We start from the raw sequence: 16,322 nt of genomic DNA on the forward strand, positions 1-16,322 counted from the left end.
AGAACTGTCATCATACCGAGTTAAACATCAATAAAAAATACCTAAATATCTCTATATCAATTAAAGCTCATAATGATTATTTTACACTGATACTGCCAGACACAGTGGTCATTTTTACGCTACCTTGACCTTTTCCTACGGTGAATCGCAATTGCTTATCCTGAATGAAAGAGGTTTTGGGTTCATGGGATGTCAGCTTATTATAGATATCACCACCCGGCCCTGTTTGTAGATTAACATCCGCGTCAACATCACCAACAAAATCAAAAGTTGCCTCTCCGTTAACACAAGACATTCGAACGTTGCCATTTTCTGCCAACTGGCCTTTAACTTTAGCATCACCGGATACAGTAGAAACTTTTAAGTTTTCAACTTCCTCAGTTTTAACATTTACATCCGCAGAAACAGCACTCACCTGAATATCCCGGCTCATCACGATGGCTTTAACATTGCCACTGACCGTCGAAACCTCTAACGCGCCTTTTACACCATTAAAATCCAGATCACCGCTGACATTGTTTACATAAACATGCTTAGCAATCTGTTCTAATGCAACGTTGCCGCTCACACTGGTTACGTCAACGCCACCACTCACGCCTTTGATGCTGACATCCGTAGCGACACCTTGAAAGACTACATTGCTTGGGTTTGGAACAAAGATCTTCAGTTTTGAACCAGAATGGCCTCTCATTCGAGTATTCTGTGGAAGCTTCACCTTAATATGAGTGACTTTACCTTCTGTCTTGAAGATAAAAGACTCGGTAATTTCATCTAAGCGTCCTTTAACATGAACTTGAGCTTTATCCCATCCTTCGATATCAATATCTCCACGTACGTTGGAAATTTCTACCTTACCGTCAGCAACAACATCCAGCACCTGGTCCACTTTTTCTGCAGCCATGGCATTCAAACTAAACAAGAGAACAAAAAACAAAACTCGTTTCATAGATGTTAAAACCTCAAATTAATGCATCAATTCTAAACACTAAACTTATAACCTAAATGGAGCGATCTCTAAAAGGCACCTGCTGAATGACTAATTGTTGCTGACGATAGGTTTCTACCAGCAATTTAGCCAGGCGCGGATTCTCCGGCTCTTTGGCCATAGCAACCCTTAAATCTTCCAGAGCTTCATCGATCACAAATAAACTATTGCGGATATCGGCTACCACAGCAGAATCCATGGAGTCTGCATACTCATCTAACTTTTGCTGAAAGTTAGCTCGCATCAGTCGATGCCTTTGCTCCAGCAGACGTATCTCCATGTTTTGCTCTAGCAGTGCAACTTGCTCTGAATTTATTGCTTGAGCATGCTGCCAGGTAAATACAGAAAAAGCCAAAGACGAAACCGCAACCACCAAACTGGCAGCAACTGCGTGAGGCATCCAACGAGAACCTGTGTATGGTTGTCGCTCAATCGGAGTCTGCAAGCGGGACTCTATTCCTGGCCATAAGTTGCGGCTTGGCTCGACCTCGTCGGACAATGCCGCCACCGCCTGCTCTAATGTAGGCTTTTTGTCATAACCATCATTACTCATAATTCAGCCACCCTTTTAACAACTGTCGTGCTCGATGAAGCTGTGCTTTCGATGTTCCAACAGCACAATCCAGCATGTCGGCAATTTCATTGTGAGCATAACCCTGAACATCGTGAAGAACAAATATCATCCGAGCTTTTTCAGGTAATTGACTAATGGCATTTTCTAAATCGCGTTGCTCGCCCAAAACTTCAGGACCAGGTCGCAACTCGAGAACTTCTTCCATTATATTTTCATCAAAAACCAACAAGTTAGCTTTGCGAAAATAACTAATAACCGTGTTGCTGGTCAATCGATAGAGCCAGGTACCAAACTGGCTATCACCACGAAACTGAGCCAATGAACGCCATGCTTTAATAAAAGCTTCTTGAGTCAGCTCTTCTGCGAGTCCAACCTGTGCGCACATTCTCAAACACAAAGCATAGACTTTCTTTTCGTGAGTTCGATACAGATGCTCAAATGCTCTTACATCACCATTTTTTGCATCTCTAACCCACGAGCTTTCTAAAGCTTTGGAAGACTGAGCAGTTTCTAAAGCAACAACATTGTTATTCAAAAAGACGGCCTTTTAGGTCACTTACCTACTATTATGACGCAAGCCGATAAGAAAAGGTTTAAAGAATGTAAGAAGTTAATACAGAAAAGAGATATTTAGAAAAACAGCCACCTGGCAGTGGCTGTATATTGTACAAAAAACTAAGGTATTATCCTTGCTCGAGTAAGCGTCTTATATCAATAACCGCAGCATTAGCACGCGAAATATAAGAGGCCATCACCAAGGAATGGTTCGCCAAAAAGCCAAATCCGCTGCCATTAAGCACCATAGGGCTCCACACTGGCTCCTGAGTGGCTTCAAGCTCGCGAATAATCTGTCGCAAGCTGACGGTGGCGTTTTTCTTTTCTAGCACCTGTGCGAAGTCTACCTCGACCGCTTTTAGAAGATGAATCAATGCCCAGCAAGCACCACGAGCTTCGTAGAAATGGTCGTCAATTTCTAACCAATCTGTTTGAACCATCAGTTGCGAATCCACATGGGTAGATTGTGTGGCGTTTGCATCACCAGCTAAGTCGGTATTTACCCTGGCCTGACCAACACTGGCAGAAAGCTTCTGCGATAAGGCACCCAATCGTTTCTCGACAAACTCCAACCAGCTGCGCAGATTGTCAGCACGAGAATAAAATTGAACGTTGGGGTTCTCTTGATCCAGTAGAGCATCCCGATAAGCTCTCAACAGCACGATGGACTCTTTGTAACTGCTTTCAGCTTCTGGCGCAAACCAGGAAGTATGGTCGTTACGCATTAATGGGTCAGCTTTCTTTAGATGCTCATTTTCAATCGATTGAGACTGGCTGCGGCTCATGTGATCGCGCAAGGCTCCCACCATATCACGAACCTGAATCAGCGCACCGTATTCCCAGGAAGGCATATTGTCCATAAAAACGCTGGGAGGCAGAATATCATTGCTTAAGTATCCGCCCGGTTTATTTAATAACGCCTCGGCGACTTTCGCAGTGGTTTCTACTGTTGTATAGCCAATAACCAATTGTTGGCCATCAGCAGTTTTGCGTTGAGCAGCTTCGCTTCTAACATCAAACAGCTCAGGCTCAACGCTCCAAAAAATGGCAACCAAGAACCCTAAAATAAACAAGACCACCAGCGTTAAACTGATAGCTTTTATTGGGCTAAAGAAACTTGGGGATTCTTTTGGTACAGATGCATCCGTCATACGAATATTCTCCAATTAGCTGACATTTATTTTTTTACTGGCACCTTGGCCTTAATAACTTCGCCATTCTTCAACACTAGATCAAGCTCAATGGTTTGTCCCTCAGACAATGGCTTTTTTATGCCCATCAGCATAATGTGCAACCCGCCGGGTTTAAACTCGACGCGATTTTCACCAGGCACCTGAATTGAGCTTTGATGTAACATGCGAGCAACGCCATCTTGTTCTTGAGTCAAATGAAACATTGCCGAACGAGATACATCAGACTCAACATCAACGACTTCGATCATCTTGTCTGAGGCGTTTTCTAGCGTTAGATAGACGGCAGACACTCTTTGTCCTTCTACCACGGCGCGCGCCCAAGAATCGGTTACCTTGAGCGAATGACTATGACCCTCTACCGACCAGAGCGATAACATAATCACACACACAGCGATAGTTTGTTTAAATAATCTCATAATGGCACTCTTAAAAACACAGGTGCCAGTATTCTAACGGTATATTCAAAAAGATAGTATAGATTCTTTTAGCCAGAGGTTATATCGAATCTGTAATCAGCCCAGTGATAATATACCCAACCAAAGTAGGTGTAGTGAAAAAAATCAAAGAAACAACCATCGCGATTCGAACCAAAGATACATCCCACCCCTGATGCAAAGCGATGCCAGCACAAACCCCAGCTACTTTTTTACGATTACTGGGACGATAAAATCGGTGTGAACGAGAGTAGTGGCTTCTCATAATGTCAAACTCCTTCAATGGTTAACAATAAAGACTTACGGTAGGGAATTGCACAAGCCTAAGCCTGTGCAACTTTCTGTTTCAATTGCTCCAACTCCTGATCAATTTTTTCGTTAGAAGCCAATTCATCGATTTCTTCGCTCAAACTTTTATTCTGGCCAAGATCCATTGCTTCAACTTCTGCTTCTAACTGATCCATTCGCTTTTCGAATAATTCAAACTTATTAAAAGCAGTATCGATTGCAGGTGCATTAACTTGATGCTTTACCGCTTTGCGCTTTTCGAGGGTTTCTCGGCGTAGCAAAATCGCATCGCGACGAGCAATTGCCTCGTTTAATTTACTTTGCAAACGGCCAACATCCTGCTCCAATTTTGCGAGAGCGTCTTCAAGGTGATTAAACTCTTTGCGCTGTGCTTCCAGAATCTCGCTAATGCGGTTTTTCTCTTCCAGTGCGGCGCGAGCTAAATCTTCACGTCCTTTAGATATCGCCAGTTCGGCTTTCTCCTGCCAGGCCTCTATATCGTGACTCATGACTTCCATCTTACGAGCCAATTCCTTTTTGTCGGCAATGGTGCGCGCCGATGCGGTTCTTACTTCTACTAACGTTTGTTCCATTTCCTGAATAATCATTTTAACCAATTTTTCAGGGTCTTCTGCTTTATCCAGCAACGCATTGATATTGCTGTTCACGATGTCCGAAATACGGCTAAAAACTCCCATTGTTCACCTCACATAAAATTTAAAATTTGTAAACGTCACCGGTGATTGACAGAGAAGAGTAATTCAGAATTCGTGCCAACCCATTAAATAATGACTTAACACATTGATATTATTAGATTTAAAAGACATTCTTGTAAAATTAACAACGCCAAAGCAGCTCCTTGCTTTGGCGGCTATGACAAAATTAACCAAATTATGGTTAATCTGCCCACTGTCTATATTCGGGTAGGAATTCTTTCTAAAGCGGCCTGCACCACTTCGATTCCAGCATCACTACGATGAGCATTTTCACTCAGATATCGACGCCACTGCTTACCACCTGGCTGAGCGTGAAATAACCCAAGCATGTGTCTTACAACATGTTGCAGACGCCCACCTTGCTGGAGATAGCCTTCGATATACGGCAACATCTTATCGACAACTTGCGAGCGAGCTACCTTGTTATGGGTTGCGCCAAAAAAGCGCTGATCGACGTCAGCAAGGATATATGGATTCTGATAAGCTTCACGCCCAATCATCACACCATCCACGTGCTTTAAATGAGACTCCGTCTCTTCGAGCGTCTTAATCCCCCCATTGATAATCACTTCTAACTCGGGGAAATCAGACTTTATTTGATAAACCGTATCGTAATGCAATGGTGGGATTTCGCGATTTTCTTTGGGGCTTAATCCCTTTAGCCAGGCTTTACGAGCATGAACGATAAAAGTCTTACAGCCAGCCTGTGCCACCTGAGAGACAAAATCATGCAACTCCTCATAGCTGTCTCGGTCATCGATTCCAATACGAGTTTTGACCGTCACTGGAATATCCACCGCCTTTTGCATCGCACTCACACATTCAGCTACTAGCTCAGGCTCAGCCATCAAGCAGGCACCAATGCGGCCTTTTTGAACGCGATCACTGGGGCAGCCGACATTTAAATTCACCTCATCGTAGCCAAAATCTTGGCAAATTCGAGCACTCTCAGACAACTCATGAGGGTCACAGCCGCCTAATTGCACTGCAATAGGATGCTCTGCCGCATCAAATCCCAACAAACGCTGGCGATCACCATTAATAACCGCCCCGGTGGTTACCATTTCGGTATACAGCAAGGTATGACGACTAATTTGACGCAAAAAGTAGCGATCATGACGGTCAGTCCAATCCATCATCGGCGCAACGGATAGGGTTCTATCTAAATAACTCATTGGTTTAATTGAAAAATTAATTAACTAAAGAGAAGTCTTAGTAATATTAAGTCTTCACCTGTTCAGTGAGCCGCGTATTGTAATACGGGGAACCAAAGCAGATCCATTTCTTTTGGCTTATCCTGAAGCGGTCTAGAAGCTTATAGTAGGAAACAAAAGCGCTATCATTAATTCGAATGAGGGATTGTATTCAAGCAAACTCTGGCTTAAAAATACTGAAGCTCCTCATAAACCAACTAAGAAAAATAGTATGAAAGGTGGCATAGAACTCGGAGAATTTATAGAACAGGTCAAACAAGAGCTGGTAGAAGCACAAAATACTCGGGATTCCTCTTTCTTTAGTCTGGATAATGTCGAGCTGGAAGTTTCCTTTGCACTGTCCACAAAAGGCAAAGCCAAAGGCAAGCTTTTTGTTGTCAGTCTTGAAGGAGAAACCAATGCCACACAAACCCACAAGGTAAAACTCAAGTTATCGCCTTTAGCAACAACACCTCCCATCGAGACCAAGCCACTGCCACCACAGAAACTGAGTGATGCGATCAGCACAAACTCAAGCGGAGCTTCAGCTCTCGACACAGGAGCATTATCAAAACCGTTAGTCACCTACTTCCAGCACCCTAAAGATGATGAAGACCCAAGCTCTATACTCTAGCAAGCTTCTCACAGTCCATACTTTACTTATTCAGCATGGACGTACTCAAAAAAGTAAGCGGCCTAAGGCTCGAATTTTCTTGAAACATCTCACCAATAGTTAACAAAAACCCTGCGGATCTGAGCGTTTTGGACTATTAATTAATACTGTGTCTGTTAAATCACGCTGGTTCGATCATGGCCCGACTGCAACTGTATGTTGTCGCATTGCAAGCGGATGAGTTAGATAACAAGTTACTTGGTAGTATCTTTAACCGTAAAGAGTTCAATATAACTACATTCGGTAAAGCACGCGACTTTCTTAAATATATGAAGCTTCAACCTGCTCCTGATTGCATGATTACTGATTTAGATCTGTCTGATGAGCCGGGAGAGCAAATCATACATAAAATACGTAGTGACGAACGCTGGAAAGATACCCCTATCTTGGTATTGGCAGAATCTGTCGATAAAAATACCGTTCGAAAGCTCAGCAAATATCGAATTAATGGCTATGTTGTCAAACCTTTCAATCCCGAAAGGCTGTTCAACGATACGCTACGCTTAATGGGCGTTGAGGTTGTCACTCAAAAAACAAAAGTGAAACGGGTAAAAGCTAGCTAAGGTTACCGCTTTTGCTTTAGATGCCAACATGGTCATGCAGTAAAAAATTAAAGATTTTTTAGACTTAGCCGATACTCAAAACACAACTGAGCAATATTGAGTGTCTATACCCAAAGTATTTCAAGGTGCAGGTAGGCAGCCAGCAAGCGAATCCCCTGAGCTTAGATAGACTAAGTGATTGGGGTGAGTGCGCGCAGCTAACACCGCTGCATCTTGAAAGGCGACGGGAATATATTGACCTCACAAACCGTAATAAGAGTCACTGATAGGAGCTATCCAGGTATGAGAAAAAAAGTTTTATTTCTAGCAACCTGCTTTACTTTTTCTATGCTGGCAACCCCGGCAAAAGCCAATGATGACTTAATTAGGTTGGCAACCAGCCTATGTGACTATGCAAAAGCCGATGACAGAACATCGATGCGACGGAAATTGAAAACGTCAGGCATGAACCTGCGTTCTCTCTATCCAGCTATATCGTGTGGTTCAAAAGGCAGTTTATTACGCACAGCAACACATAACAACGCGTTTGAAGCAGCAAAATTTATTACCTCTAGAATCGGCAAGAAAAACCTAAAGAAGCCTGAAAATGATGGAAAAAATATCTTAGAGTGGACTCAGAGTTTGGTAAGTTCTGGAGATGCAGGAAAACAACCTTTTGTTGATTTGTTTCAATCTAAAATGTAATTTAAAGCTATCGTAGAGTTTAGCTCCTCTCGATACTAAAAAAGGGCGATAAGTCTTGTTACTTATCGCCCTTTCTCTTGCGTCAACTAATTCCAGATACTTTTGATCTTTTTCGAGCCAGAAATATCTAAAAAACCAACCTGCCTTATATCTTAAACTGCATCACCATCTGTTGCAGTTGCTCAGCCAAAACTGCCAACTGGCGACTCGCCGACAAACTCTCATTAGCACCTTGAGCATTCTGTTCAGCCAATGCTGAAATGTTCGAAATGTTTTCGTGCATTTCATTCGTTACCGAACTTTGCTCTTCGGCAGAGCTGGCAATATGAGTACTCATATCATTAATGACAGCGACGGCTCGAGTAATACTTTGCAATGCTTCTCCAGCTAATGCCGTTTGATCCACACTTAACTGAGCTTCCGTTTGGCTTTGCTGCATAACATTCACTGCATCACGGGTTCCGTTTTGCAAACGCTCGATCATGTCTTGGATTTCTGACGTAGATACCTGAGTTTTACTCGCCAAGGTACGGACTTCATCAGCTACCACTGCAAATCCCCGGCCCTGCTCTCCTGCTCTGGCGGCCTCAATGGCAGCGTTAAGTGCCAGTAAGTTGGTTTGATCAGCAATACCACGAATCACATCCAGAACAGAGCCAATATTTTCGCTGTACTCATTCAACTTGTTGGTAACATTGGATGACTCTTCAATTTCACCAGCCAGTTTGTTAATGGTTCTGATATTGCTTTCAACAACTTCTTGTCCTCTAACCGTTTCCTGATTGGCACTCTGAACTTCTTGCAACGTATTATTAGCGCTGTTCGCGACTTCTCCTACCGTTGCGGTCATTTCGGTCATGGCAGTTGCCACCAGCTCCGTTTGCTCCCGCTGACGATTAATCGACTCATGGCCTTGCTTTGCAATGGCTTCGGTTTCTTCGGCACTTGAAGCAAGCTGTTGGGCGCTATCAGCAATACGGCCCACTATATCTCTTAACTTCACCGCCAAATCATTCACACTTGCCGCTAATCCACCCAGTTCATCGTTCGTTTGAATATCTATTCTTTGAGTTAAATCACCGGTAGCAACTTGTGCAATGGCTTCAACAATATCAGAAAGAGGGCCTCGAATTCCTCGAATCACTAAATAAGAAATAACTCCAGCAGCAACCACAGCAGCAATAAGCATGATCACAATGATCGACAAACTGCTTTCAACCTGTGATATAGCTTCATCCTTTGAGCGATCAGCAAATTGCTTGATACTGGACACAACGGTCCTCATTTTTGATATCGCTATACTGAGATGCCCTTCGGCTTCATTGAGTGTTTTGGCTGATAGATTCCCAGCCCGAATCTGCTCCATATACAAACTGAGCAGGCTTTCATTGCCACTCGTCATGTTGAGCAAACTATCGATCGCTTCTCTGAGCTCGCTGTAATAATCGGAGGAACGAGCACTGGTATTACCAAGAGCAGAATAACGTGAATTAACCGCTTCAATGATCGCCTGATTATCTTTATAAACGGTTTGAATCGTCGTTAATCGATCAAGATTAAGTGCATCTAAAGTGCTAATGGTACTTTCTCGAATCAAATTACCAATGGCCTGAACCTGTTCCTTGGCCGCGCTGTCGCTCACCTCATCGGCAAAGTCAAAGATGATACTATCGACATTATCAGCAGCGTCTTCAAATTCTCCCTTAGCATCGCTGATCTTCTCGGCCAGCTGTAACTCTAGCTGATGATTCGCGATTACTTCTGGAATAAGAGCAAAATAGCGTTCGGAGCTGGCTCGACTGTCATTAAACGGTGACTCAGCGCCCTGTATTAACTTGATAGACTTCGCCAACAATTTTTGACGCTTCACAAAGCGCGCTTTAATTTGCTCAAACTCCTTTTCAAACCCTCCAAGCTCGGCACTTAACTGGCTTTTTTGATGGCGATTTATCTTGTCATTTGCTTCAAGCAACTCAGAAATCGTTTCGCCACTGTTTTGCAGCATGGGCGTCGCATCTTCTACGACACTGTGTAAATTATTGCTGATACTGCGGATGCTGGAAATACTGGTGATACTGGTGATAACCAATAAAGCCACCACCAAAGAAAAGCCACCGGCTATACGAGCAGAAACCGTTAAAGACATATTAAAATGAGCCTCCCATCGCTACTGGGATTTATTACACAAGAAATAAATACAGTAAATTATTATGATGTTTAGGTAAGCTTAGGACAATTGACAACAATTCGCTAAGCATTCGTCCTATCCTGTATCGGCCTAACTGAGTAATTATTAAATAAAAAATAGAAAAAAATGATAATTAGGCCCAATATCACTAACCTAAGTAATAATTGGGCCTTGAGATAACTTACTTTTAGAAGGAATAACCTAAACGGAAGTAGTAGTAACCACCATTAAAGCCCATCGGCGAAGTCACCGGATAAGCCGCACCCGCTTCACCAGCCCATGGGTTATCTTCAGGAAACTCATCAAAGATGTTCTGAGCACCAAAGACAATATCAATGTCTTCGTTGACATCATACCCAATTTCGAGGTCAACAGTTGCAGCGCTGTCTACTTCGATGGGGAACACTTCTGAGTCTAAGTGATCTTCATAGAACCCATGATAATGGTTGTATCGAGCCGTTACACGCCATGCATCATTAGTGTAATTCATCGAAAGTGTCGCCCGAACATCAGGTAAGCCTTCTTCTAACAAACGCACTCGAGTCAAACTAATGTTCTGCGCATTAAAGCGGTTAACTTCGGTGTCTGTCCAGTTATAAATCACACCAAAATCAACATCTCCACCCCACATTTCCATTGAGTAATTAACAACTAAATCAACACCTTGAGTAGTTGTATCAAAGTCGTTAGTAAAGAAACGAATGGCACTAAAGCTGGATGCATCAGTGACCCCTTGCGCCAACAAGGCAGCAATATCAGCAGGAGTTAAAGCAATGGAGCTGCTCTGACTGATTCGGTCTTCAACTTTGATGCGGTAATAATCCACCGTCATGAACAAGTCATCCGCTTCGTATACCGCACCGACAGAGAAGTTTTTAGATAGTTCTGGCTCAAGCGGTGTCGCACCTAACTGCACAGAAATCGGGTTTGTTGGTGGTAGCGTTGCACGATCTTCTAAACCGTTGGCACCGAAAACGGTACTTACGTTTCTTACATTCGCCTGACCAACCGTTGGTGCTCTGAAGCCAGTACTGAAAGCACCACGAAAAGCCAAGGTATCCGTATACTGCCAGCGACCAGAAATTTTAGCATTTTCAGTAAAGCCAAAATCTTCGTAATCCTCGAATCGAGTTGCCAGAGTCAGTAAGAAGCTGTCGGTTAAATCAAGCTCAACGTCAACATAAGCTGCCCAGTGACTACGATCACGAGCACCTTCGTCTTCTGGACGGAAGCCAGGAAAACCGTTAGAACCAATACCAAAACCCTGAGCAGCCAGGTCAGTATTGAAGGTATAAGAAGCCGCATCACCCGCGATGATATCGAAAGTATCACGACGAGTTTCAACACCCGCAGCGATATTACCGTTATCTAACGGATAAGATACATCAAAGTTTGCACCCACCTCTTCTTGAATGTAAGAACCAGGAGTAAACTCCGTTGGCGTATTAGGTCCAAACGCAGCATTGATAGTATTTTTAATGGCAAACTCGACATCGTTTTTACCGTAGGAAACACTAAAGTCATAGGCAAAACCATTTTCGTCTTCACCACGATAACCCGCAACGATAGAACGATCCGTTACAACACCACCAAAACGAGGTGTAAATCCACCAGGGAACTGACTATAGAAAGTAAAACAGTTAGGGTTAGCCTCTACTGCGGCTAATGCTCCTGCATCAGGGAGACCACTAGGGCCTAAAGGTATTGCTGTGGGGCATGTAGCTGTGTTTGGATTTAGATTACCAACTAGGACTCCTAAATAAATATCATCAGCATCAGGATCGTTGGGATCAGGTGTATAAGCCCCAAAAACACCTCTACGAGTTAAAGGATTACGAAAAAAGAAACCACCTTCAACCTCACGTTGTGCATAATTGCCAAAAGCATAAACTTCGCTGTTATCATTAACTTCCACACCAGAATTGAAGAAGATCTTATAATCCTCTTTTATTTCAGGGGCCCCCCAAATTTGTGCAGGGTCAGCCACATTAGTATTTCCTGCTGCGATCAGTCCCGCCGCATCCGTTCGCTGAACACTTCTTGAAGTAGGGTCTGCTTGCTTATATTCAAAACTTAAGTTTAAGAAACCTTTTTCTGTTAGCTGCATACCTTTGTTAGCAGACAACTGGAAGGCGTTTCCATCACCATCATAATACTGTCCATTACTCACTTCTACATAACCGCCAGAATCAGAATCTTTTAACTGGAAATTAAGAACACCAGCAATTGCGTCAGAACCATACTGTGCAGCTGCACCGTCACGCAGAACTTCAACCTGCTGCAACGCAACGCTTGGAATAACAGAAATGTCTGGACCTTGTGAGCCATCGGAAATACCACCACCTAAAAATGCAATAACTGCAGAACGGTGACGACGTTTTCCGTTAACAAGGATCAATGTGCTATCTGGTGGCAGGCCACGTAAGTTAGCAGGACGAACTAACGTAGCAGCATCAGAGATCGGTTGAGCATTTACGTTATAAGAGGGAACCGATACTGCCAGCATAGAGTTCATATCTGTAATACCCTGACTGGTAAATTCGTCTCCAGTAATGATATCAACAGGTACGGCCGACTCTCCGACAGAACGAGGAGAAGAACGAGAGCCAACAACAACTACTTTTACAGAGTCTTCTTCATCTTCTTTTTTTTCTGCTTCTTCCTCTTCGGCAAAAGTAGGAAAAGCAATTGCAGAAGCAATAGCTAATACCGATGCTTTTATCCAGAAGGGTTGTGAGTTAGGTTTCTTTTTTTTCATTATATCGCTGCTCCCATAGCGTCTTGGTTCTTTTAATATTTTTTAATCCATCGCCAATGTAACAAAAAAAATTAACAAGTCAAAATAATGCGCGACGGCAAATTATTAATAGCGATAATCAATCATTTTTTAATTTCAAATAATGATATTTGATTTTTTTTTGCCAACTAAAAATTAAATTAATTGTTAAAAGCGATAAAAAAAACCAGAAGCTCATTGCTAATCGCGATTAGCGCAGCGCAATAAAAAGTTAAAAATAAATTTGAAAGAGAGATATAAAAGAAGAGAAATCAGGAAATCATTTTTATCCAAGGAGAAAAACCAACAAGCATTTCTCCTTGTTTTATTTTGTTTATTCTTGCATGTGTACAACAACTTCTCGCGTTGAATTTTGATGGCGGTGTTCCCATAAATAGATCCCCTGCCAGGTACCTAACAAAAGCTGGCTTTGTGAAAAAGGAATCGAAAGCGATGCAGCAGTAAGAGACGCTTTGATATGAGCAGGCATATCATCAGGCCCTTCGAAGGTGTGAGTATAAAGAGGATCATTTTCTGGAACTAACCGATTCAACCAATGCTCCAAATCTCGACGAGCAGAAGGATCAGCGTTTTCCTGAATCGTTAAGCTGCATGACGTATGCCTTACAAAAACAGTGCAGAGCCCTTCAAACATCCCACTTTTATTAACAGCCCAGTTAATCTTATCTGTAATTTCAAACAATCCTTGGTGCGAAGTCACAACGCTCAGACGCTCAATCATAATGCTCTCTCGATCTTTAAGGTAAGGAACTATACCCAAAGTATTTCAAGGTGCAGGTAGGCGGCCAGCAAACGAGTCCCCTGAGCTTAGATAGACTAAGCGATTGGGGTGAGTGCGCGCGGCCAGCACCGCTGCATCTTGAAAGGCGACGGGTATATATGACAGTATGACTTAGTTTTTTATCGGTATAACTAAATAATAAATATAGTCATCACTTTTCAAACAGAACTAAAATTTGGTGTGTGGGCTTTTCGTTGACTGTCTCTGTTGCATCAACTTTAACTCGAATGAACTTCGTTAACACAATGAAAACTGACCCGTGATGTCACTCCACAAAGTAAAGTATAGGGAATAGTATCGGCATGACGAGCTACTTCTTCAACAGGTAGTTCACTGCCCCATAAGACAACACGATCACCGAGACTGTCACTTGCCTCACTCCCCAAATCAATCGCAATCATGTCCATAGAAACACGACCCGCTAATTTTGCTAAGCGGCCGTTAATCCAGACCGGCGTACCATTCTTCGCGTGACGGGGATAGCCATCACCGTAACCTATGGCAACGATGCCAATATAAGAATCTTTATCAGCAACCCAGTGAGCGCCATACCCGACAGAATCTCCTTTCTTGATCGATTTAATCGCAATCAAGCGAGACTCTAGTGTCATCACAGGTTGCAGCTTATGATCAGCTCCAACGCGATTTGAAAGTGGCGAGCATCCATATAATAAAATACCAGGGCGTACCCAGTCATAATGGGATTCTGGCCAGGCTAGAACCGCCGCCGAGTTGGCTACGGTTTTAAGTTCGTTTTTGTCGTGGACCAAACGCTTAAACAAAGATAACTGTTGTGATGTTTTATCATTAGAGATCTCATCAGCACAGGCCAGGTGGGTCATCAGGCGAATCTCTTTTACCTGCGGTAAATTTTTTAATGCTTGGTAAGCCTGCAAATAACTCTCTTCATCAAAGCCAAGGCGGTTCATTCGACTGTCTAACTTAAGCCAAACAATCAAAGGTTGAGTCGATGAACTTTTTGCCAAAATATCAATTTGAGCCTGATGATGAATGACCGTTTGCAGGTTATAAAGACTCGCCATATCTAACTCAGACTGATCAATAAAGCCTTCTAGCAAAACAATAGGCGCATGGATGCCTGCCTGACGAATTTCCACCGCTTCTTCCAGACAGGCAACGGCCAAAGCGTCAGCTGCAGACAATGCTCGCGCTACAGGTAATAATCCATGACCGTAAGCATTGGCTTTAACCACAGCCATGGTAGAGCTTTTGGGAGCTAACTGTCTGGCAATAGAAAGGTTATGCCGCAACGCCGACAAATCTATGGTTGCACGGGTTGGCCGCATCAGTACTCCTCTTCCATGTATTCGGCCGCATAATTCACAAAGCGGTTGAAATGCCCCTGGAACGATAAATTAACGGTACCAATGGGACCATTACGCTGTTTACCGATAATCACTTCGGCCAAGCCTTTGGCTTCGGTGGCTTTGTTGTACACTTCGTCACGGTAAACAAACATAATGATATCCGCGTCCTGTTCGATCGCTCCTGATTCACGCAGATCAGACATAACCGGGCGACGATCTGCACGCTGCTCCAACGAGCGATTCAGCTGTGATAACGCAATAACAGGAACCTTCAATTCTTTTGCCAGAGCTTTTAATGAGCGCGAAATCTCTGAGATTTCCAGCGTTCTGTTATCGGATAGGCCAGGTACCTGCATTAACTGTAAGTAATCAATTACAATCAAGCCGATATCGCCATGCTCACGTACAATACGACGCGCCCGAGAACGGACTTCGTTAGGTGAGAGCCCAGCAGAATCATCAATAAACATTTTGCAGTTGTTCTTGAGGATATTGGTCGCCACCATCAGATTATCCCAATCGCGATCATCCAGGTGTCCTGAACGCAACCGAGTTGCATCAACGCCACCGATCGATGCAAAAGAACGCATCAATAACTGATTGGCAGGCATCTCCATACTAAACACCGCCACCGGTTTGCCGCCGTGAATAGAGGCATGCTCAGCGATATTCATCGCAAAGGTTGTCTTACCCATTGCCGGACGTCCTGCCACAATGATTAAGTCTGTTGGCTGCAATCCACGAGTCTTCTCATCCAGATCTTTGAAGCCTGTAGACTGACCCGTCATGCCGCCATCGGACTCCACAGCAAATTGAATTTTTTCTAGTGTTTCTTCAAGAAAGCTTGCCGCGATTTGTGGGCCAGCATCATTGGTCTCGCGCTTTTCAGCAATTTTGAATACTAAAGATTCAGCCCTATCAAGCAAATCATTCGAGTTTTGGCCTTTGGGGAAGTAGGCAGAATCAGCAATTTCATTCGCAGTATGGATCATTTCACGCAAGATAGCGCGTTCTCGAATAATCTCTGCGTAAGCCAAAATATTGGTGGCACTGGGTGTATTTTTCGCCAAATCGTCCAGATAAGCCAAGCCGCCGGTGTTATCTGCCTCCCCCTCTTGCTCAAGAAACTCATGAACGGTCACCACATCCATCGGCTTAGAGTTGGCCGCCAAATACTGAATCGCTCGAAAAATAGCCCGGTTGCTTTTGGTATAAAAATCATCAGCGACAATCTTATCGCCGACTTTATCCCAAGCTTCATTATCCAGCATCAACCCACCTAATACGGATTGCTCAGCTTCTAAAGAATGAGGAGGAACTTTTAACTGTGCTAATTGGGGATCAGAATTGCTCATAAGACCATCTAGATA

16 protein-coding genes are annotated in these 16,322 nt (G+C 43.4%); 3 read left to right on the forward strand and 13 right to left on the reverse strand.

The window, feature by feature from the left end; genetic code table 11:
• Positions 1-76: 76 nt before the first annotated feature.
• The 8 genes from NH399_RS19300 to dusA all read right to left on the reverse strand — a co-directional run bounded on the left by NH399_RS19300 (position 77) and on the right by dusA (position 5,920).
• Positions 77-946, reverse strand: a complete 870-nt coding sequence (locus tag NH399_RS19300) for a DUF4097 family beta strand repeat-containing protein (protein ID WP_253042827.1) — start codon at positions 944-946, stop codon at positions 77-79.
• Between the two features lie 52 nt (positions 947-998).
• Positions 999-1,538 carry a hypothetical protein gene (locus NH399_RS19305; RefSeq protein WP_253042828.1) on the reverse strand — a complete coding sequence of 180 codons (540 nt, stop codon included), beginning with the start codon at positions 1,536-1,538 and terminating at the stop codon, positions 999-1,001.
• On the reverse strand, positions 1,531-2,094 hold the full coding sequence (locus tag NH399_RS19310; protein ID WP_253042829.1) for an RNA polymerase sigma factor: 564 nt from the start codon (positions 2,092-2,094) through the stop codon (positions 1,531-1,533). The genes NH399_RS19305 and NH399_RS19310 overlap by 8 nt, the downstream gene beginning before the upstream one ends.
• Before the next feature lie 148 nt (positions 2,095-2,242).
• Positions 2,243-3,265, reverse strand: a complete 1,023-nt coding sequence (locus NH399_RS19315; RefSeq protein ID WP_253042830.1) for a DUF2333 family protein — start codon at positions 3,263-3,265, stop codon at positions 2,243-2,245.
• Positions 3,266-3,291: 26 nt separating this feature from the next.
• Positions 3,292-3,723 carry a copper chaperone PCu(A)C gene (locus NH399_RS19320; RefSeq protein ID WP_253042831.1) on the reverse strand — a complete coding sequence of 144 codons (432 nt, stop codon included), beginning with the start codon at positions 3,721-3,723 and terminating at the stop codon, positions 3,292-3,294.
• A gap of 79 nt (positions 3,724-3,802) precedes the next feature.
• Positions 3,803-4,006, reverse strand: coding sequence for a PspC domain-containing protein (locus NH399_RS19325; protein WP_253042832.1), 204 nt, complete (start codon positions 4,004-4,006; stop codon positions 3,803-3,805).
• Between the two features lie 58 nt (positions 4,007-4,064).
• Positions 4,065-4,727 (reverse strand): phage shock protein PspA, encoded by a 663-nt coding sequence (gene pspA, locus NH399_RS19330; RefSeq protein ID WP_253042833.1) that lies wholly within the window; start codon positions 4,725-4,727, stop codon positions 4,065-4,067.
• Positions 4,728-4,942: 215 nt separating this feature from the next.
• A complete protein-coding gene (gene dusA / locus NH399_RS19335; protein WP_253042834.1) occupies positions 4,943-5,920 on the reverse strand; it encodes a tRNA dihydrouridine(20/20a) synthase DusA in 978 nt (325 codons plus the stop codon).
• 250 nt (positions 5,921-6,170) lie between these two features.
• Between dusA and NH399_RS19340 the strand changes: the two genes are divergently transcribed.
• The 3 genes from NH399_RS19340 to NH399_RS19350 all read left to right on the forward strand — a co-directional run bounded on the left by NH399_RS19340 (position 6,171) and on the right by NH399_RS19350 (position 7,858).
• Positions 6,171-6,572, forward strand: coding sequence for a trypco2 family protein (locus NH399_RS19340; RefSeq protein ID WP_253042835.1), 402 nt, complete (start codon positions 6,171-6,173; stop codon positions 6,570-6,572).
• 176 nt (positions 6,573-6,748) lie between these two features.
• Positions 6,749-7,174 carry a PleD family two-component system response regulator gene (locus NH399_RS19345; protein ID WP_253042836.1) on the forward strand — a complete coding sequence of 142 codons (426 nt, stop codon included), beginning with the start codon at positions 6,749-6,751 and terminating at the stop codon, positions 7,172-7,174.
• 282 nt (positions 7,175-7,456) lie between these two features.
• The gene (locus NH399_RS19350) at positions 7,457-7,858 is read left to right on the forward strand and encodes a DUF3718 domain-containing protein (protein ID WP_253042837.1); all 402 of its coding nucleotides are present in this window, start codon (positions 7,457-7,459) and stop codon (positions 7,856-7,858) included.
• Between the two features lie 145 nt (positions 7,859-8,003).
• Here the strand turns inward: NH399_RS19350 and NH399_RS19355 are convergent, their stop codons facing one another.
• The 5 genes from NH399_RS19355 to dnaB form a co-directional block, all read right to left on the reverse strand.
• The gene (locus tag NH399_RS19355; protein WP_253042838.1) at positions 8,004-10,004 is read right to left on the reverse strand and encodes a methyl-accepting chemotaxis protein; all 2,001 of its coding nucleotides are present in this window, start codon (positions 10,002-10,004) and stop codon (positions 8,004-8,006) included.
• A 229-nt stretch (positions 10,005-10,233) separates the two neighbouring features.
• The gene (locus NH399_RS19360) at positions 10,234-12,804 is read right to left on the reverse strand and encodes a TonB-dependent siderophore receptor (protein WP_253042839.1); all 2,571 of its coding nucleotides are present in this window, start codon (positions 12,802-12,804) and stop codon (positions 10,234-10,236) included.
• Between the two features lie 352 nt (positions 12,805-13,156).
• A complete protein-coding gene (locus NH399_RS19365; RefSeq protein WP_253042840.1) occupies positions 13,157-13,564 on the reverse strand; it encodes a secondary thiamine-phosphate synthase enzyme YjbQ in 408 nt (135 codons plus the stop codon).
• A 278-nt stretch (positions 13,565-13,842) separates the two neighbouring features.
• Positions 13,843-14,931, reverse strand: a complete 1,089-nt coding sequence (alr, locus tag NH399_RS19370) for an alanine racemase (RefSeq protein WP_253042841.1) — start codon at positions 14,929-14,931, stop codon at positions 13,843-13,845.
• A complete protein-coding gene (dnaB, locus tag NH399_RS19375) occupies positions 14,931-16,307 on the reverse strand; it encodes a replicative DNA helicase (protein ID WP_253042842.1) in 1,377 nt (458 codons plus the stop codon). The genes alr and dnaB overlap by 1 nt, the downstream gene beginning before the upstream one ends.
• Positions 16,308-16,322 lie beyond the last annotated feature (15 nt).

The organism is Pleionea sp. CnH1-48 (genome assembly GCF_024124665.1).
Lineage (GTDB): Bacteria > Pseudomonadota > Gammaproteobacteria > Enterobacterales > Kangiellaceae > JAMXSB01.